The organism is Halogeometricum sp. S1BR25-6 (genome assembly GCF_031624495.1).
Classification (GTDB): domain Archaea; phylum Halobacteriota; class Halobacteria; order Halobacteriales; family Haloferacaceae; genus Halogeometricum; species Halogeometricum salsisoli.
In genome coordinates this window covers 854,864-872,693 of sequence record NZ_JAMQOP010000002.1, presented here as the reverse complement: position 1 = coordinate 872,693, position 17,830 = coordinate 854,864, and the positions used below count along the sequence as shown (strand labels likewise).

The window sequence follows — 17,830 nt, the reverse complement described above, 5'->3', positions numbered from 1 at the left end:
CCGATTCGGGGTCCGGGTTCGGGTCGAATGGAGCGTCGACCGAACGACAGTTGCTATCCGGGTCCGCGGAGCGGTGGGTCTACGTCTACGACGCGGGGGCGACACGCCACGTGGTCGCACTCGTGTACGACCACTTCTCGATGGTGAGTTCGGTCGCGGAGTCGGTGAGTTTCACCATCAGCGCGCCGATTTCCTTCGGAGAGAGGCCGACCTCGTCCGCGATGAACTTGGATTTGAAGTACATCTCGCCGTCCTGTGCCTTCTCTTGGAGATACTGCTTCAGACGGTCTTCCTTCGAGAGTTCGTTCGCGGCGTCGTGGGAGGGGTTTGCGGTTGCGCTCATCTCTATGTCACCTCACTTTCTCCAATCCGCCGGGAGAGAATATAAAGCGGTGAACGCTAGGGGTAATTCGGCCGATTTCAACCGTAAATCGTCGTAGACGGTTTGTTTCGCAACGTGACGAAATCAGCCGAGAAGGTTTACGAACCTCTCTAACCTTTTATCACGCACGAAGACAATGGGAATCAAAATAGGGCGGATTTTTTGGCGCCGCCCGGTCTGACCCTCTTTCTACCGGCAACAATTGTTTGTTTCCGGATGCGGCGGGGGGCGGTGGGTGACGCGCGTCCGCCGTCAGTCAGACGCGCCCGCGGTCTTCGTCACCGGTCGTGGACCCAGAAGTCCTCCTCGACGGTGGTCTCCTTCTTGAAGATGGGCACCTCGTCTTTCAGTCGGTCGATGCCGTCCTCGACGGTGCGGAACGATTCGCCGCGGTGGCCCGCGAGGACGACGACGAAGACGATGTCCTCCCCGTCTCCGACGACGCCGGTGCGGTGAAACATCGTCACCTCGTAGACGCCGTCGCGTTCGGCGAGTTCGGACTCGATGGCGCGCATCCGTTCCTCGGCGACGCCCTCGTACTTCTCGAACGTCAACTCGGTCGTCCGCGCGTCGTCCTCGGCGTCTTTCGCGCGCACGCGCCCGGTGAACGTCGCGATGGCGCCGGCGCGGTCCGCGCGCGGCGACCGCTTGACCCGTTCGACCAGCGTCGAGAGTGTAACGTGCGGTTCGCCCGCCTCCGCGGCGTCAACGACGGCGTCGACGTCGACCCCGTCCGCGTCGGACGCTTCGAGGACGACGTCCGCCGCGTCCGCGCCGCCGAGGGAGACGGTGGGGACGGCGGCCTCGGGAAACCCCGAGAGCAGCGCGTAATCGTGCCGCGCCGACAGGTCGTCCAGCAGTCCTTCGAGGTCAGCGTCCGCGCCCGCGGCGCGCCACGAATCCTCGCCCAGCGCGTAAGCGTCGTCGACGCCGTCCGGACGGGACGACACCTCGGTCTCGTCGACCGATTCGACCGTCGCCACGCGGCCGTCGAGGCGGGGGGCGACCCGTTCGAGGAGCGACGTCGCCTCCGGTCCGACGGCTCCCAGTACGTGCATATCCGAAGCGGGGTGAGCGACGTGCTTTACACTGTCGGCTCCGCTCCCGTCGCCTCCGAGGACTTACCACTCGTCGAACACCCGTCCGACCCGCCGACCGTCCCGGTTGACAACCCTTAAGCCCGATTCGCGGCAACGACGGTCCAATGAGAGTCGTCGTTTCTATCGGAGGTAGCGTGCTCGCGCCGGACTTGGACGCTCGGCGCGTCGAGGGTCACGCCGAGGTCATCGAGAGACTCGCCCGAGAGGGGGTCGAACTGGGAGCCGTCGTCGGCGGCGGCGGCGTCGCCCGCGACTACATCACCGCGGCGCGGAACCTCGGCGCCAACGAGGTCCAACTGGACCAGATCGGTATCGACGTGACGCGCATCAACGCGCGCCTCCTCATCGCCGCCCTCGGGCCGAAAGTGGACCCGAAGGTGGCGCACGACTACGAGGAAGCCGGCGACGCCATCCGCCGCGGCGACATCTCCGTGATGGGCGGCATCATGCCCGGTCAGACGACCGACGCCGTCGCCGCCGCCCTCGCGGAGTACGTCGACGCCGACCTGCTCGTCTACGCGACCAGCGCGGACGGCGTGTTCGACGCCGACCCGAGTACCGACGAGAGCGCGACGCGCTACGACGAACTCTCGGCCTCCGAACTCGTCGACGTCATCGCGCCGCTGAGCCGCGACGCCGGCGCCTCCGCCCCGGTCGACCTCCTCGCCGCCAAACTCATCGAGCGCTCGCGGATGCGCACTATCGTCCTCGACGGCACGGACCCCGAACGAATCGAACGCGCGGTGATGCGCGGAGAGCACTCCGGCACCGACATCATCCCCGACGGCACCGACGACGAACCGAGTTACTGGGCGCAACGATAAACCGATGAGCGACGACTCCACGCACCACGACGCCACGCCGGACGACTCCGGCGTCCCCGACGCGGCGGCGGACGGCACCGACACCGACGAACACCGCGCGTTCTGGGCCGACAGCGTCGCCGACGAGATAGCGGCGCGCGACCCGGGCGAGCCAATCGTCATCAAGGGGGGCGTCTCCCCCTCCGGCGTCGCCCACCTCGGCAACTTCAACGAGATTATGCGCGGCTACTTCGTCGCCGAGGTGCTCCGCGAACGCGGTCACGAGGTCCGACAGGTGTTCACGAGCGACGACAAGGACCCGCTCCGAAAGCTCCCACGCAAACTCGCGGACGCGGAGGGCAACATCGTCGGCCTCGGCGACGTCGACGCCGGTGCCCTTGGGCGCAATCTCGGCAAGCCTTACACCGCCATCCCGGACCCCTTCGGCGAGGCCGACTCCTACGCCACCCACTTCGCGAACCTGCTCAAGGCCGACGCCGACCGACTGGGCGTCCCCGTCGAGATGATATCGAACACCGAACTGTACGCCGACGGGACGTTCGACCCCGTCGTCGAACGCGTGCTCTCGGACGTCGAGAACGCCCGCGAGGTGTTGAGCGAGTACCAGCGGAAGGTCGACGAGGACTACGTCCCGTTCAACCCCGTCTGCGAGGAGTGCGGGAAGGTCACGGAGACGGTCACGGAGATAGATCTCGACTCGCGGACCGTGGAGTACGTCTGCACGGACCTCACCGTCGGCGACGAGACCATCGACGGGTGCGGTCACGAGGGAACGGCTTCGTTCAGAGAGGGGAAGCTCCCGTGGCGCTTCGAGTGGCCCGGCCAGTGGCAGGTGCTCGGCGTCGACTTCGAACCGTTCGGCAAGGACCACGCCGAGGGCTCGTGGCCCTCGGGCGAGGACATCGCGCGTAACGTCCTCGGTATCGACCCGCCCGTCCCGATGACCTACGAGTGGTTCACGCTGAACGGCGAGGCGCTGTCCTCCTCCGCGGGCAACATCGTCACCGTCCCCGAGATTCTGGAGCTCTTGGAACCCGAAGTCCTGCGGTACTTCTTCGCCTTGGACCCGCGGAAGGCGCGCAACCTCGACCTCTCTCGGTTAGACCAACTCGTCGACGACTTCGACCGCTTCGAGCGCGCGTACTTCGGCGACGTCGACGACGAGAACCTCACCGCGTTCGCCGAACGGGCCTATCCGTTCGTGGTCGAGGAGGTGCGCGAGGAGCGCGTTCGCCTCCCGTACACGTTCGCGGCCGTCCTCGGCATGACCGACGACCGCGAAGTGCGCGTCGAGATGGCGCGCAACGAGGGCCACTTCGCCGAGGACACGCCCGAGTGGGCGATAGAGGAGGCGCTCGAACGCGTCGAGAAGGCCCGCGCGTGGGCCGAGCGGATGGACAACGCGTACAACTACCGCCTGCAGGTCGAGATGCCGGACGTCCACCTCGAATCGGACGTGGAGGCGGCGCTGGACGAACTCGCCGACTTCGTCGACGCCGGCCACGGCGGCGACGAGATTCAGGGGGAGATATACGAGACGGCCAAGCGGCACGACCTAGAGGTGGGCGACCTGTTCGGCGCGGGCTACCGCCTGTTCTTCGACCAACCGCAGGGGCCGCGCCTCGGCGAGTTCCTCGGCGACCTCGACCGCACGTTCGTCGTGCAGCGACTCCGGCGCGAGGAGTAGCCGAGCCGAAGGTCCGAGCCCCCTCAGTTCTCCTCGATGGCGTCGATGACGACCATCCCGACGACGGCGAGTCGCGGGTCGAGGTCGCCCGTGACGTCTATCGAGTACGTGTCCCGGACGGAGAACGACTCGCTCACGTCGCCCAGTTTCTCGCCGGAGGGCGAGACGATGTCGTAGTTGAACGGGATGAGCGTCGTGACGTGTCGACGCGCCAGCGCCATCAGCGCGCTGTCCTCCGTCACCGTCGCGACGACGTCCCCGTCCGGACCGAGCAGTTCGTACTCGTGTTTGAAGAAGGACATCACGCTCCGCCTGACCGAGCCGATTCGTTCGTCCGTCTCCGAGTCGACGACGTCGTACGCCGACGCGATGTCGAGGATGCTCCCGGCCTTCACGCGGAACCGCTCCTCGCCCGTGTCGGGGTCGGTAAAGCGGAAGTCCTCCTTCAGCCGGAACTTCTTCTGGGCGGACTCCAGAATCGCCTCCTCGCCCTCGTAGATACGGTACTTGTTTCCGAGCCGAATCTTTTGCCGCACCTCGTAGTGGTCGCCGTCGAACATCTGTTGAAGGAGATTCGCCGCTCTGCGGGATAGTGTTTCGGGGGCGCGACCGGGGACGCAGATACGGACGCGAACGCGGGCAGATTTATGACGCTCTCTCGCGTACGGTTTGACCTGTGCCGGGCGTTCGGACGGGAGCGGGCGATTCCGGCTCTCCGTCCGCGCCGGCGCGGAGGACGAACACATGGCACTTATCGAACTCAACATGGGGCACGGACAGGGCGACGAAGAGGGCGGAGACGCCGCCGACGCGCGACTCGACGAGGACGAAGCGTCGTCGTCGACCGGACGCCGACTGCTCGGCGGGGCCGTCGTCGTCGCAGTCGTCGCCGGCGTCGGTTACGCGGCGTACCGCCGTCGCCGCGCGGCGCGAGACGACTCGGACTTCGCGAAGATCGAATTCGACGACGAGGCGGCGGAGGCGGTCGAATCCAGCGAGGAGTGACGGGCAACCCGAACGTCTTTCAGCGCTGACCCCCTTCTTCCGACGATGAACACCCTAGTGTGGGTTCTCCTCGGTATCCTGGCGTACTCCGCCGCCGCCCTCCTCCTGCGTCGGTACGGTCTGCTTCCCTCCTCGGTCAGCGTCCAAGGCCCGTTCACGACCGTGCACACGAAGCGCGGACGCGACTTCATCGACTGGGTCGCCACGCCCAAGCGCTTCTGGCGGGCGTGGACGAACTTCGGCTTGGGCGTCACCCTCATTATCATGGTCGGGATGTTCCTCTTCTTGCTCCTGCAGGGGCTGTTTATCCTGCAGAACCCGCCCGAACCGTCGGCGGTCAACCAGCCGCAGAACTTCCTCGTCATCCCCGGCGTCAACGACTTCCTCCCCCTCTCGGTCGCCCCCGAAATCGTCCTCGGTCTCCTCGTCGGACTCGTCGTCCACGAGGGGGGACACGGCATCCTCTGCCGCGTCGAGGGCATCGACATCGAGTCGATGGGCCTCTTCCTGTTCACGCTGCTCCCCCTCGGCGCGTTCGTCCAACCCGACGAGGAGAGCCAGCGGAACGCCGACCGCGGCGGCAAGACGCGGATGTTCGCCGCGGGCGTGACGAACAACTTCGCCGTTACCATCGTCGCGTTCGCCCTCCTGTTCGGACCGGTCATCGGCTCCATCGCCGTCGCGCCCGGGATGGCGGTGCAGGGCTCCTACGACGGGTCGCCCGCCGCCGCGGCCGGCATCGAACAGGGTGACCGCATCACGAGCGTCGGCGGGACGCCCGTGAGCAACGAGTCGACGCTGGACGCGGCGCTCGTCTCGACGGACGAGCGCACCCTGCAGGTCGAACTGAACGGCGGCGACAGCGCCGCCGACCGCGAGATGCGGACGGTGTCGGTCGAACGGTCGCTCATCGTCGCCGGTTCCGTCGCGGACAATCCGGCGAACCTCTCGGTCGGCGGGGAGCCGATAACCGTCTCGCAGGTGAACGGCACGCCCGTCCACACGCAGTCGGGCTTCTCGGAGGCCGTCGGCGAGAGCAAGTTCGCCAGCCTCACCACCTCGCGTGGCACGGTCACCATCCCCGTCGGCGCGTACGTCACGCGGGTGTCCGGGGACGGACCGCTGGCGAACGCCGGCGCACCGACGGACGGGAGCGTCATCGTCACCGCCATCGACGGCGAGCGCGTGACCTCTTCGTCCGACTTGGACACCGTCTTGGACGGGACGCGACCCGGCGAGACGGTGCCCGTCGAACTCTACGACGGCGGCGAACTGTCGACGTATCAGGTGACGCTCGGGGAGAACCCCAACGACGGCGGCGGGTTCCTCGGCGTCGGTCTCTTCCCGGGGACGAGCGGTCTGCTCCTCACCGACTTCGGCGCGCAGTCGTACCCCGCGGGCACGTACGTCGCCCTCCTCGGCGGCGACGGCGGCCCCGGCGCCGGGAGCGTCTCCGGCGCTCTCGCGGAGTCGCCGCTCAGCGCGGTGTACGTGGCGCTCATCCTGCCGCTGGCCTCGCTCGTCCTCGGCATCCCTAACTTCCCGGGATTCACGGCCAGCGTCACCAACTTCTACTCGGTGACCGGACCGCTCGGCTTCCTCGGGTCGAACGTGTTCCTCCTCGCCAACGTCTGCTTCTGGATGGCGTGGATCAACCTCCAACTCGGGATATTCAACTGCATCCCCGGCTACCCGCTGGACGGCGGACGCATCCTCAGAACCAGTGCGGAGGCCGTCGTCTCGCGCCTGCCCGTCTCCGAACCGTACACCGTCGTCAGAACCATCACCACCGGCGTCGGCGTCACGATGCTGCTGTCGCTCGTGCTCCTCGTGTTCGGGCCGACGATGCTGAACTGACCGCGTCGGGCGGGCGACGGGCGAGGTTCGCGCGGGCCCCTCGGTTCACTCCTCGAACTCGATTCCCTGCTCCGCGTAGAACTCTTCGGGCGTCGCCTCGATTCGCTCGAACGTCCCGAAATCGCGTTCGTGGTGGCGGATGAGTTGTTCGATGACCCACGAACTAACCGTCTCGTCGAAGCGCCACGCCCCCTCGGGCGCCGCCACATCGAAGCGGTCGTCGGTGGCGAAGGCGACGTAGACGTGGTAGAACCCGAGGATGATGTCGACGAACTCGCCGGCCTTCTCGCCCGACTCCCGGCGCTTCTCTTCGAGTTCCTCACGGCCGGCGTCGGTGAGCTCGAAGTACTTCCGGTCGGACTCCTCCTCGCGTTCGATTCTGGCGGCCCACCCCTCGTCCTCGAACTTGTAGAGGATGGGGTACACCGAACCGTAGGAGGGCTCCCAGTGGCCGCCGCTGATGTCGTTTATCTCCTTCAGTATCTCGTAGCCGTACCGCGGCTTCTCCGCGAGGAGTTCGAGCACGAGGTACGAGATAAGTCCCTTCGGAGGGCCACTCTTCCGCATTAGGTGTCAGTTCCGAGTCGCTCTGTGAAAGGGTTTCGGTCACGAGTGAAATTTCCGAATCGGTGTCAGGTTTCGGACGGGTGCGCGCCTCGCACGTCGGGCGGACTCGCAACTCCCATACGGGAGAAACTCCTAGCCTAACGCATGCCAGAGGCCCCACCGACGGACGAGGGTTGGTACGCCCTGCACGACTTCCGAACCGTGGATTGGGACGCGTGGCGGGACGCGCCCGGACGAGAACGGGACCGCGCCGTGGGCGAGGGCGTCGAGTACCTCCGCACGCACGAGGCCGTCGAGGACGCCGCCGAGGGCGACTCGGCCGTCTTCTCGGTCCTCGGCCACAAGGCGGACCTCCTCGTCGTCCACTTCCGGCCGACGCTGGACGACCTCTCGCGGGCCGAGCGACAGTTCGAGCGAACCGCGCTGGCGTCGTACACCGAACAGGCCGCCTCCTACGTCTCCGTCACCGAGGTGTCGGGGTACGTCTCGCGGGAGTACTTCGAGGAGGAAGAGGCCGACATCGACGAGGGCCTGCGCCGCTACATCGAGGGGAAACTCACGCCCGAGATTCCCGAGGACCAGTACGTCTCGTTCTACCCGATGTCGAAGCGCCGCGGCGAGACGCACAACTGGTACGACCTCGCCTTCGAGAAGCGCGCGGAGATGATGTCCGAACACGGCGACACCGGGAAGGAGTACGCCGGGAAGATCAAGCAGGTCATCGCCTCCTCCGTCGGCTTCGACGACTACGAGTGGGGCGTGACGCTGTTCGCCGAGGACCCCGCCGAGATAAAGAACATCGTCTACGAGATGCGCTTCGACGAGGCGTCCTCGAAGTACGGCGAGTTCGGCCAGTTCTACGTCGGCCGCCGATTCCCGCCCGCCGACCTCGGCGCGTACCTCGAAGGCGAGTCCGTCCCGACGGCCGAGGAAGGCGACCCGCACGGTGAAGGCGCCCACGCGGAGGGCGAACCCGGCCACGGTCACGGGTCGGCCCACGGGCACGCGCACGGCGACGGCCCGCACGACGGCGGTCACGGCGGCGCCCACGGCGGCGGAGGCGGCGGCGGCGTGCACGGCGACGCGCCCCACGGCGAGTCGGCCGGCGAGGACGTCAGTTCCGACACCGACGCCGACGCCGTCAACGACGGCATCCGCGGCGAACTCGAGGACCTGAACATCTACGCCGGCAAGCCGCACGGCGAGGACGTGTACGCGACGGTGCTGTACTCCGAGGCGGACACCGACGACCTGTTCGACGAGGTGGACGGTCTGCGCGGCAACTTCGACCACTACGGCACGCACGTCAAGACGGCGCTGTACGAGGCCCGCGACGGCGGCCGGACGGCCGTCGTCTCCATCTGGGAGACGCAGTCGGCCGCCGAGACGGCCGCCGGGTTCCTCTCGGAACTCCCCGGCATCGTCTCCCGCGCGGGCGAGGAGTCCGGATTCGGGACGATGGGGATGTTCTACACCGTCAAACCCGACTACAGGGACGACTTCGTCGAGAAGTTCGACACCGTCGGGGGCGTCCTCGCCGACACGGAAGGCCATCAGGACACCGACCTGATGGTGAACGTCGAGGACGAGAACGACATGTTCATCGCCAGTCAGTGGACCTCCCGAGAGGACGCGATGGGGTTCTTCCGGTCGGACGCCTTCCGCGACACGGTCCAGTGGGGCCGCGACGTCCTCGCCGACCGACCGCGACACGTCTTCCTCGCGTAGTCGGCGTCGACTCGGCGCTCGCAATCGGTTTTCACTCGTTTTCGACTCGCTCTCGTCCGAGAGCGCCGGAACCGCTCTCGCTCGACGACGTGAGTTCGAATAGAAGGGGGGATGCGGCGGGTGGCCGCCGCGGGGGGGAACACTGGAGATGTTCGAGGTTCGAGCCGACCGCACGGAACGTGCCTACCGTCCGACCGGTGCCTACCACCGAGACGATGCCTACCGCCCGACCCATGCCTACCGCGGGCGGCGCCTACCGCTTGGTCGCTCGCGCCCCCGGTCCCCGAAGGGCCGGGAGGCGTACTCGGTACGAGGCGCCCTTCCGACTTAGCTAAGGGGCGAATACGACGGCCTGAATGGGTCCATTAACCACCGTAACGACCGATTACGCCCGGTCGACGAGGTGCGCTCCCTCGTTCGTGATACGCGTCTCCTCGGGAAGGACGCCCTCGACGCCCGCCGCGAGCACCGTCTCGCCGACCATCGCCATCGTCGCGGCGCCGCCCGCCTCGGTGACCCGTTCGACCGTCTCCCTGACGGCGGGCGTCGGCAGGCCCGTCCGCCGGGCGAACGTCCACGCCGTCTCGAACCATTCCTCTAAGGAGTCCTCGGGGTCGAACGACCTGAGCGCGTCGGTCCCGGCGTCGGCGACGCGGGCCATCGACGCCTCGTCGCCGAGGACGGACTCGGTGGCGATACCGCCCGTCGAGACGTACTCGATTCGGTCGTCCCGTTCGATGCGGTTCCGTCCGCCCCCGTCGCCGGCGTTCCACGCGAGGCCCGCCCGGTCCTGCACGAACACGTCGCCGAGACCGGTGCCGGCGGCGACTTCCGCGCGGTGGGCGGCGTCGACGGCCGCCTCGCGCGAGAGGTCCAACTCGAAGGCGGCGTCCGCGGCGAGCACCGTCGCAAGCGTGGCGGCGCCACTGGCGCCGAACCCCCGCCCGACGGGAATCTCCGCGTCGAGGTCCACCGTCGCCGCGACGTCCAGCGAGTCGAGGACGCCCGCGACCGGTTCGAAGTCGGTCGGTTCCCCGTCGAGGCGGACGGTCGTCTCGTCGGCCGGGTCGACCGTCGCGCGGACGCCGTCCGCCACGGCGAAACTGACGCCGTAGGAGCCTTCGCCGTCCTCGCGCGGGGCGAAGACGGTGGTGACGCTTCCCGGCGCGTACGCTGTCGGCATGGCGTCGGAATCGAACGGGAACGTCGTAAGGGTGCCGCAGTCGGCGGCGTTCTGAGCCTCTATGCCGCGGCGCGCCGCGACAGCAGGTAGCCGACGACGCCGAACAGCCCCGTCAGGAGCGTCAGGCGGTCCCACGGGGCGGCGTCGACGCCGCGTTCGTCGGCGTCGCGTCGAACCCACGCCGCGAGGGCGACGTGGACGAGGGCGGTCAGGCCGACGAACGCCTTCGTCGCTCGGCGTGCGGTCACGGCGTCAGTCCGCCGAGTTGCGCGGGCCGGCCGAGGGCTGTTTGTCGATGCCGGCGGCGGCGATGTCGTCGCCGTCCACGGAGGAACGGAGCGAGTCCATCCCGTCGTCGCGGTCGATGCCGAAGTTGTCGGCGTACAGGTTCTTTACGCGGGTCAGCTCTTCGTCACTCAGTTTCGGCACGTCGGAGGCAGCGGCCCACTCGGTGATGTCCTCGCGCGTGTGGAACGTCGGCGTGACGCTCGCGACGGCGTCGTGGCTCAGGAGGAACGCGATGGCGGCCTGTCCCATCGTGCGCTCGCCGTCATTCCCGGACTGCGTCCGGGAGCCGGACGAGGTTCCCTCGTCCTTGCGTTCTAAGAAGCGCAGGGTCTCCAGTTTCTCCCACCCCGTCTCATACCACGCGTCGGGCCGGAAGCCGCGGTGGTCGTCCAGGTCGTGTCCCGTCTCGGGCGTCACCTGCTCGTTCAACAGGCCCGAGGAGTGGGGTACGCGCGGGATGAGACTGGTCGAAGAGCCGGTTCGCTCGATGGTGTCGAGGAAGTGCTCGCCGACCTCCTGTTCGAAGGCGTTCCAGACGAGTTGCAGCGAGTCGAACTCCTCCTCGATGGCCATGTCGCCCTCGGCCAACCAGCCGATGGAGGGGCCGAGCGCCCAGCCCACGGCGTCGACGAGGCCCTCTTCCTTCAATTCGTCGAGCGCCTCCAACACGTCCGCGTCCACTTCGTCGACGTTCGCGTTGTGGAGTTGGAGCAACTCGACGTGGTCGACGCCGAGACGGTCGATGCTCTTCTCCGTCGCCGAGCGGACCCACTCGCCCGTCATCTCCTTCGGGAGTTCGCCGTGGCCCGCCTGCGGGTGGTTGTAGAAGTCGTAGCCCACCTTCGTCGCCAGCGTCACCTCGTCGCGGTACTCCGAGACGGCCTCGCCGACCATCTTCTCGCTCTCGCCGTGGCCGTACACGTCGCCGGTGTCGAAGTAGGTGATTCCCTCCTCGATGGCGTGGTGGATGAGGTCGATGGAGTCCTGCTTCGTCCGGTCGCCCCACCAGTCGGTCCCGACGACCCACGCGCCGAACCCGACTTCGCTCACTTCGACGTCGGAGTCGCCCAGCGTCCGATAGTGCATGTTTCGGCGTTGGGTATCCGTACACTTAGCCCCACCTTTTTCTTCGCCGGGTGCGCTTCGCGCACCTCTCCTCGAAAAAGCTGGACCAAAAAGTTCCGCGACTCGCTTCGCTCGTCACGGCACTGAGCGGTGCCGCTTCCCGCACGCGACCGCTCGAATACCGGCCCAACGAGCGCACGTATCCGACATCCGCGAGTGGAGCGCGGGTTCTCTCCGTCTGGCGACGGTTCTCTCGGGATACGAAACCACGAGTTAATATTTCACCCCTCCGAACGGCGATACCAATGGACCACCTGCCGGTCAGCGTCGCATTCCTCTCGGCGACCGAGTTGACGGACGAACAACGCGCCGCCCGCGAGTGGTGCGGCGGCGTCGCGGACGTGACCGACGTCTCCCTCCACGACGTCGCCGACGGCACCGCCTCGCTCGACGACTACGACGCGGCGTGGTGGCACCGGGACGACCCGTTCGGCGACGACGCCCGCGCGACGGCCGCCGCCTGCGCCGACGCCGTTTCGACGTTCCTCGAAGCCGGGAACGGCCTGTTCCTCACGCTCCGCGCCCTCCCGGCCGTCGCGCCGTTCGGTATCGACTCGGTCGCCCCGGACGCCGTCGGCGTCGAGACGCCCGCGGAACCGAGCGGTCTGATAAAGAAGCGCGTCTACGACGACCACCCCCTGTTCGAGGGCTTTCCGCTCCGCGAACTCCACACGCAACCGGCCGAGGCGACGCGGCCGTACGCCCGGTACGAGTCGTCGCTCCCGGCGTCGGGCGACGTCGTCGCCTCGACGATTCGCGGCGACGACTTCCACGTCGCGCAGAAGGCTGTGCTCGCGTGGCGCGTCGGCGCGGGGGATGCGTATGGGATCGGTTCCGAAGTCGCGTTCCTCCCCGCCTCGGATTTCGCGGCGGCGGAAGCCCAGCGCCGAATCGTCCGCAACGCCCTCGCCCTCCTCGGCGGCGACCCGCGGCGACGACCGCGGTTCACCGACCGGCCCGACGACGCGGCCGGGTTCGCCGCGATGCGCGAGGAGGTGGCCGACGACCACCGCCGGCCGCGCTACCACCTCGCCGCCCCCGCCGGGTGGCTGAACGACCCGAACGGGATCATCGAACACGAGGGCACCTACCACGTCTTCTACCAGTACAACCCCGGGGGGCCGTTCCACGGCACCATCCACTGGGGCCACGCCGCGAGCGAGGACCTCGTGCACTGGGAGGACCGCCCCGTCGCCCTCGCGCCGGACCCGGACGGCCCGGACCGCGACGGCGTCTGGTCGGGGTGCGCCGTCCTCGATGGGGACGGAACGCCGACGCTCGTCTACACCGGCGGCCGCGGCCGCGACCAACTGCCCTGTCTGGCGACGACGGACGACCCGTCGCTCGACACGTGGGAGAAACACGGCGACAACCCCGTCATCTCGACGCCCGAAGACCACGTCGACCTCGACCTTCTGGAGACCGAGGACTGGCGCGCGGAGTTCCGCGACCACAACGTCTGGCGCGAGGGGGAGACGTGGTACCACCTCGTCGGCGCGGGCGTCGCCGACACCGGCGGCGCCGCCCTCCTCTACCGAGGTGAGAGCCTTCGCGAGTGGGAGTACGTCGGCCCCCTCCTCGTCGGCGACTGGGAGGGCCACGGCGTCGTCTGGGAGTGCCCCGAACTCCTCGATTTCGACGAGAAACAGGTGCTGCACGTCTCGAACTACAGCCACGTCGAGTACTTCCTCGGGGAGGCGAATCTGGACGACCCGAGTTTCGACGTGGAACACCGCGAGCGACTCGACTACGGGGACTACTACGCGCCGCAGTCGACGCGGGCGGAGGACGGCCGCGTCCTGACGTGGGGGTGGGCGCCCGAGGCGCGCGACGCGGAGGCGCAGTGGCACGCCGGGTGGTCCGGCACGCTGACGATACCCCGAGAGCTATCCGTCGAGGACGGCGAACTCCGGCAGCGACCCGCACGGGAACTCGAATCGCTCCGCGGGCGCGACGCTCTCGCGGAAGAGGACGTCTCCCTCGCCGCCGGCGACTCGCGCGTACTCGACCTGACGGGCAACGCCTACGAACTCGCGTTCGACGCGCGCGTGGAGGAGAGCGGAGCGCTCGAACTCGGTCTGTTCGAATCGCCCGCGGGCAACGAGCGAACGGTCGTGCGCTACGACGGCGAGACGGTGACGGTGGACCGGACGAACGGTGCCCTCGACGGCGTGCCGGACGCGGACGAGCAGTCGATGCCCGTCGACGGCGACTCGCTGTCGCTGCGGGCGTTCGTCGACGGCTCCGTCGTCGAACTGTACGCGAACGAGCGCCGCTGTCTGACGAGTCGCGTCTACCCCACCCGCGCGGACGCCGAGGGCGTCTCGCTGCGGGCCGTCGGCGAGGGCGTCGAACTCGCCGCCGCGAGCGCGTGGGAACTCGACGCCGCGTTCCCGGCGCGCTCGCGCGAGTGACTCAGTCTCAGTAGTACCGCGGCCCGTCGCCCGCGCCGTCGGCGCCCGCGAACGGGTCGGCCGGGAGCGCCTCCCGCGCGAGGGGGAGGTGTCCGTGGCCGAGGGTGCCGAGGATTCTCGTTTCCCGCCCGTCGAGTCCGACGCGCACCGTCGGCGCCAGCGTGCCGCCGAAGCGACGCATCTGCTCGTCCTCCAGGAGGAGCGCCACGTCGTCCATCGACGGGCGGTCGTAGTCGAAGTAGTTGAAAAAGGAGGTGACGAGCAGTTCGTCGCCGTGGTCGTACGCGAGCCACGAGTACGCTTGGAACGGCGCGTTCGCGGGGTTCGTCAGCACCATCCCGTGCCCGTTCAGCGGTTCGTACTCGCCCCGCAGACCGTCGGCCGCGAACCCGTACAGCGCGTCGTACCCCTCGACTCCGGGTGCGAACGTGTGGTGGTGACTGGAGACGAACAGGTAGTACGTTCCCTCGCGGACGACCAGATGGGGCCGTTCGAGTTCCTGGTTGACGCAGACGGCGTCGAGGAGCGGGGGTCGAAGCTCGAAGTCCGTCGGGTCGCCCGTCGGCGAGTGCGCGAGGCCGACGCTGCCGTTGAACTCCTGTTGCGCCGCGTCGCCGCCGCAGGCGTCCGACCCTTCGGGGACGGGCGTGTTCGCCTCGAACAGCAGGTACGTCTCCCCGTCCTCGTCCTCGAAGAACCACGGGTCGCGGAACGTGTACGTCATCCCGCGGCTCTGCGCCTCCCGTTCGTACCACTCGCCGTCGGGTTCGAGGAGCACCGAGTGCTCCCACGGACCGTCGAGTTCGACGCCGTCGCCGTCGTCGCCGGGCGAAATCGTCCCGCCCTCCGCGAGAGCGATGCGCTGGGAGTACGATAGGTCCGCCTCGTCGGCCTCGCCGGCGGCCGTGTAGTAGACGTACACGTCCCCGTCGTCGTGGAGGGCCGACCCGGCCCACTGCCGGGAGCCGAGCATCCCCGTCTCGAACACGCGCCCGCCCGTCTCCCAGAACTTCCCGTCGGTCGAATAGAAGTACCGCAGCGTCGCCACGTCGTGTCGTTTCCCCGGCAGGAGATCCGAGGAGGACGTCAGCGCGAGTATCACCCGGTAGCCGTCCACCTCCGCGGGCGACCCGTCTCGGTCGCGGAGCCACCAGGTGTCCCAGACGTGCAGGTCCTCGTCCAGACCATCTGCTGGTGGGTAGATTATCGGTGCCACGTTCGTCTCGTCGCGTCGCAACTCCGCCGCGTGGTCGCGCGTCCACGCCGACCGACCGTCGGGCGCGTTCGGACCGTCGTCGCCGCTCATACCGCTAGCTACCCGCAACTCCGTAAAGTGCCCGTCGGTCTCGATTCGTTTACTACGCTCGTGGTGATTCGTTCGGCCGGCGTCTCGTCGCTCTACTGCGCTTCGCCGACGAGCGCACACAACCGAACGGATTAGTTCGACCGGGACGAACCGACGTCCCATGACGAAAGTCCACGTCTCTCTCCCCGCGGAGGCGGAACGGAACGTCCAGGCGTTCATCGACGAGGTGGACGAACGACTCTCCTCGACGGAGGACACGTGCGAAGTCGTCACCGAGACGCTCGTGGACCTCCACGGCGACCGGGCGGCGTACGAACGCTGGCAGGCCGGAAAGGACCTCTCGGCGGCCGAACGGGTCCGCCTGCAGGGGTACGACCCCTGCAACGCGACGCTGGAGTCGGAGTACTACGCCGAGAAGGACGAGGAGCGCTACACGGAGTCGAAGTACCTCCAGTGGCTCTGGCGGCAGTTCGACGCGACGCCGATGGCCGACAACATCCACTTCGCCCTTCGGTTCCGGGAGATGCTCGCCGACCACCTCTTCGCCGACTGCGGAACGAACTGCCGGTTTTTCAAGGGAATCACGTTCACCTACGGACACAACATCTCCGTCGGGGACAACACCGTCATCCACGACGACGTCCACCTCGACGACCGGGGGAAACTCACCATCGGGGACCGCGTCTCCATCTCCGACGGCGTCCACCTGTACAGCCACGACCACGACGTGGTCGACCAGACCGAGATACGGAACTTCCACACCGTCGTCGAAGACGACGCGCGCGTCACCTACGACGCGATGGTCCGCGCGGGCATCCGCGTCGGAACCAACAGCGTCGTCGGCGCGCGGTCGGTCGTGCAGGGCGACGTGCCCGCCCACCACATCGTCGCCGGTACGCCGGCCAAGAGCATCCGCGTCAAGCCCGGTTGGGAGTCCGTCGCCGACCCGCTCGAAGACAGTCTCGTCAACCGACAGGACGAACGGGAACTCGAGTACGACCTTCCCGACGACCTCGACGCGTTCGACGAATTCGGCCGGACGCTGACGCCGCCGGACGCCCCCGACGCGCCGGAACCCGACTCGAACGGCTGAGTTCGTCCGCCGACTCTCCCGTCCGCTTCCCCGAAATCTAAAGTGCTTTGCCAACGAATAGCACGGTATGGACCCGTGGGGATGGATCGCGGTGTACGCCGTCGGCCTCGCGGCACTCCAGCTGCTGGTGTATCGCTACCTGCTCAACGGCGACGACGAGGTGGGGTACGACCGAGTGTTCGGCGACAGGGACGACCGTCCCGACTCCGCCACCTCGGGGAGCGACCACGGGGGTTCGGCCCGTCCGACCGGCCTCGCCGCGGCGTCCGGCCGCGTCGAACGCCCTCGCGAAGACGCCGATAGCCGGGGTCGGTACTGCCCCCGGTGCGAGACGATGAACGAACCCGACCCGACGTTCGACCGCTGTTGGAACTGCGCGAACCGACTCGCCTGACCGGGGGCGCTTCGGTCGACTCGTCGACCCGCCGCCCCGCGCCGACGGCGAACCGGGCGCGCTTATCCGTCCGCGGCGCGCCGTGACGCTCGTGACCAGAGCCATCGCCATCAACGTCGCCGCGAACTCCTCGCTTCCGGGCGTCCGTGGCCCCGTCTACCCCGACGGGACGTTCGCCTACGTCCCCATCCCCGAACGCGAACCGACGCGTCCGGACGTGTCGGTGCCGACGTACGCGGACCTCGACCCGCCGGTCGAACTCCCCGAATCGGTCCGCGACGCGCGCGTCCACCTCGACCCGGAGTTCGCGGGCTACCCGCACTGCGAACGCCACACGTACGGCGACGAACACGGGGTGAAAGCCGGTCCGCTCTCCCGACTCGACCCGGGCGATTGGCTGTTCTTCTACGCCACCTTGGACCGCCACGAAAGTCCGTCCGACGCCGACGCCGACACCGGGGCCGCGGACTACCTCGCGCCTGAATGGGGCGCGTACCTCATCGGCGGCTTCGAGGTGGACGTCGCGCTCACTCCCGAGGAGTACGAGTCGCTCCCCGAATCCGAACGCGCCCGCTTCGCCAACAACGCCCACGTCAAGCGGGAGACGTTCGACGCGGCGGTGCTGGTCGCGGGCACCGACCGCTCGGGGCTGTTCGACCGGGTCGTTCCCCTCTCCTCGCCCGCGGCGGGCGCCGACGCGAACCGCATCGTCACTGACCTCTCGAACGACTCCGGGAAGGGGCCGTGGTGGCGGCGCGTTCTCCGTTTCGACGCCGACGCGACGGCGACGCTCCTCGAACTCGTCGAGTCGCGGGAGTTCGACCCGTACCTCGACTGATGTGATATCGGAACAGTCTTCGAAGCGAATGTTTTTGCC

The 17,830-nt window shown here is 68.1% G+C and carries 17 protein-coding genes; 9 read left to right on the top strand and 8 right to left on the bottom strand.

Annotated features, from left to right (window positions below; all coding sequences use genetic code 11):
• Positions 1-85: 85 nt before the first annotated feature.
• Positions 86-343 (bottom strand): DUF7123 family protein, encoded by a 258-nt coding sequence (locus NDI76_RS14560; protein WP_310924808.1) that lies wholly within the window; start codon positions 341-343, stop codon positions 86-88.
• Between the two features lie 317 nt (positions 344-660).
• Entirely contained in the window at positions 661-1,440 is a 780-nt protein-coding gene (locus NDI76_RS14555) for a molybdopterin synthase (RefSeq protein ID WP_310924807.1), read from the bottom strand.
• Positions 1,441-1,586: 146 nt separating this feature from the next.
• Here NDI76_RS14555 and pyrH point away from each other — a divergent pair, with 146 nt between their 5' ends.
• Complete coding sequence (gene pyrH / locus NDI76_RS14550; RefSeq protein ID WP_310924806.1) at positions 1,587-2,306, top strand: UMP kinase; 720 nt, start codon at positions 1,587-1,589, stop codon at positions 2,304-2,306.
• Between the two features lie 4 nt (positions 2,307-2,310).
• Positions 2,311-3,993, top strand: coding sequence for a lysine--tRNA ligase (gene lysS / locus NDI76_RS14545; RefSeq protein WP_310924805.1), 1,683 nt, complete (start codon positions 2,311-2,313; stop codon positions 3,991-3,993).
• 23 nt (positions 3,994-4,016) lie between these two features.
• Here lysS and NDI76_RS14540 read toward each other — a convergent pair whose 3' ends face one another.
• Positions 4,017-4,553: an LURP-one-related family protein gene (locus NDI76_RS14540; RefSeq protein ID WP_310924804.1), complete on the bottom strand. Its 537-nt coding sequence runs from the start codon at positions 4,551-4,553 to the stop codon at positions 4,017-4,019.
• A 184-nt stretch (positions 4,554-4,737) separates the two neighbouring features.
• Between NDI76_RS14540 and NDI76_RS14535 the strand changes: the two genes are divergently transcribed.
• Both NDI76_RS14535 and NDI76_RS14530 read left to right on the top strand, forming a co-directional pair.
• Entirely contained in the window at positions 4,738-4,998 is a 261-nt protein-coding gene (locus NDI76_RS14535) for a DLW-39 family protein (protein ID WP_310924803.1), read from the top strand.
• A 45-nt stretch (positions 4,999-5,043) separates the two neighbouring features.
• Positions 5,044-6,855 (top strand): site-2 protease family protein, encoded by a 1,812-nt coding sequence (locus NDI76_RS14530; protein WP_310924802.1) that lies wholly within the window; start codon positions 5,044-5,046, stop codon positions 6,853-6,855.
• A 45-nt stretch (positions 6,856-6,900) separates the two neighbouring features.
• On the opposite strand, the gene NDI76_RS14525 is transcribed toward NDI76_RS14530, so the two are convergent.
• The gene (locus tag NDI76_RS14525) at positions 6,901-7,422 is read right to left on the bottom strand and encodes a PadR family transcriptional regulator (RefSeq protein ID WP_310924801.1); all 522 of its coding nucleotides are present in this window, start codon (positions 7,420-7,422) and stop codon (positions 6,901-6,903) included.
• A gap of 144 nt (positions 7,423-7,566) precedes the next feature.
• Here NDI76_RS14525 and NDI76_RS14520 point away from each other — a divergent pair, with 144 nt between their 5' ends.
• Positions 7,567-9,150: a heme-binding protein gene (locus NDI76_RS14520; RefSeq protein WP_310924800.1), complete on the top strand. Its 1,584-nt coding sequence runs from the start codon at positions 7,567-7,569 to the stop codon at positions 9,148-9,150.
• A gap of 385 nt (positions 9,151-9,535) precedes the next feature.
• On the opposite strand, the gene NDI76_RS14515 is transcribed toward NDI76_RS14520, so the two are convergent.
• Genes NDI76_RS14515 through NDI76_RS14505 form a run of 3 tightly spaced genes read right to left on the bottom strand, consistent with a single transcriptional unit; the run spans position 9,536 to position 11,707 of the window.
• Complete coding sequence (locus NDI76_RS14515) at positions 9,536-10,333, bottom strand: GHMP family kinase ATP-binding protein (RefSeq protein ID WP_310924799.1); 798 nt, start codon at positions 10,331-10,333, stop codon at positions 9,536-9,538.
• A 59-nt stretch (positions 10,334-10,392) separates the two neighbouring features.
• Entirely contained in the window at positions 10,393-10,581 is a 189-nt protein-coding gene (locus tag NDI76_RS14510; RefSeq protein ID WP_310924798.1) for a hypothetical protein, read from the bottom strand.
• Between the two features lie 4 nt (positions 10,582-10,585).
• Positions 10,586-11,707: an aldo/keto reductase gene (locus tag NDI76_RS14505; protein ID WP_310924797.1), complete on the bottom strand. Its 1,122-nt coding sequence runs from the start codon at positions 11,705-11,707 to the stop codon at positions 10,586-10,588.
• Positions 11,708-11,991: 284 nt separating this feature from the next.
• On the opposite strand from NDI76_RS14505, the gene NDI76_RS14500 reads away from it, so the two are divergent.
• On the top strand, positions 11,992-14,160 hold the full coding sequence (locus NDI76_RS14500) for a GH32 C-terminal domain-containing protein (RefSeq protein ID WP_310924796.1): 2,169 nt from the start codon (positions 11,992-11,994) through the stop codon (positions 14,158-14,160).
• Positions 14,161-14,167: 7 nt separating this feature from the next.
• On the opposite strand, the gene NDI76_RS14495 is transcribed toward NDI76_RS14500, so the two are convergent.
• A complete protein-coding gene (locus NDI76_RS14495) occupies positions 14,168-15,466 on the bottom strand; it encodes a glycoside hydrolase family 68 protein (RefSeq protein ID WP_310924795.1) in 1,299 nt (432 codons plus the stop codon).
• 160 nt (positions 15,467-15,626) lie between these two features.
• On the opposite strand from NDI76_RS14495, the gene NDI76_RS14490 reads away from it, so the two are divergent.
• The 3 genes from NDI76_RS14490 (at position 15,627) to NDI76_RS14480 (ending at position 17,791) form a co-directional block, all read left to right on the top strand.
• On the top strand, positions 15,627-16,559 hold the full coding sequence (locus NDI76_RS14490) for an acyltransferase (RefSeq protein WP_310924794.1): 933 nt from the start codon (positions 15,627-15,629) through the stop codon (positions 16,557-16,559).
• A gap of 67 nt (positions 16,560-16,626) precedes the next feature.
• Positions 16,627-16,953 (top strand): DUF7577 domain-containing protein, encoded by a 327-nt coding sequence (locus NDI76_RS14485; RefSeq protein ID WP_310924793.1) that lies wholly within the window; start codon positions 16,627-16,629, stop codon positions 16,951-16,953.
• A gap of 91 nt (positions 16,954-17,044) precedes the next feature.
• Positions 17,045-17,791, top strand: a complete 747-nt coding sequence (locus NDI76_RS14480; protein WP_310924792.1) for an Nmad3 family putative nucleotide modification protein — start codon at positions 17,045-17,047, stop codon at positions 17,789-17,791.
• The last annotated feature ends 39 nt before the right edge of the window (positions 17,792-17,830 follow it).

Coding starts and splice junctions, on each gene's coding strand:
- NDI76_RS14560 (WP_310924808.1), bottom strand. CDS start 343: ATGAGCGCAACCGCAAACCCCTCCCACGACGCCGCGAACGAACTCTCG.
- NDI76_RS14555 (WP_310924807.1), bottom strand. CDS start 1,440: ATGCACGTACTGGGAGCCGTCGGACCGGAGGCGACGTCGCTCCTCGAA.
- pyrH (WP_310924806.1), top strand. CDS start 1,587: ATGAGAGTCGTCGTTTCTATCGGAGGTAGCGTGCTCGCGCCGGACTTG.
- lysS (WP_310924805.1), top strand. CDS start 2,311: ATGAGCGACGACTCCACGCACCACGACGCCACGCCGGACGACTCCGGC.
- NDI76_RS14540 (WP_310924804.1), bottom strand. CDS start 4,553: ATGTTCGACGGCGACCACTACGAGGTGCGGCAAAAGATTCGGCTCGGA.
- NDI76_RS14535 (WP_310924803.1), top strand. CDS start 4,738: ATGGCACTTATCGAACTCAACATGGGGCACGGACAGGGCGACGAAGAG.
- NDI76_RS14530 (WP_310924802.1), top strand. CDS start 5,044: ATGAACACCCTAGTGTGGGTTCTCCTCGGTATCCTGGCGTACTCCGCC.
- NDI76_RS14525 (WP_310924801.1), bottom strand. CDS start 7,422: ATGCGGAAGAGTGGCCCTCCGAAGGGACTTATCTCGTACCTCGTGCTC.
- NDI76_RS14520 (WP_310924800.1), top strand. CDS start 7,567: ATGCCAGAGGCCCCACCGACGGACGAGGGTTGGTACGCCCTGCACGAC.
- NDI76_RS14515 (WP_310924799.1), bottom strand. CDS start 10,333: ATGCCGACAGCGTACGCGCCGGGAAGCGTCACCACCGTCTTCGCCCCG.
- NDI76_RS14505 (WP_310924797.1), bottom strand. CDS start 11,707: ATGCACTATCGGACGCTGGGCGACTCCGACGTCGAAGTGAGCGAAGTC.
- NDI76_RS14500 (WP_310924796.1), top strand. CDS start 11,992: ATGGACCACCTGCCGGTCAGCGTCGCATTCCTCTCGGCGACCGAGTTG.
- NDI76_RS14495 (WP_310924795.1), bottom strand. CDS start 15,466: ATGAGCGGCGACGACGGTCCGAACGCGCCCGACGGTCGGTCGGCGTGG.
- NDI76_RS14490 (WP_310924794.1), top strand. CDS start 15,627: ATGACGAAAGTCCACGTCTCTCTCCCCGCGGAGGCGGAACGGAACGTC.
- NDI76_RS14485 (WP_310924793.1), top strand. CDS start 16,627: ATGGACCCGTGGGGATGGATCGCGGTGTACGCCGTCGGCCTCGCGGCA.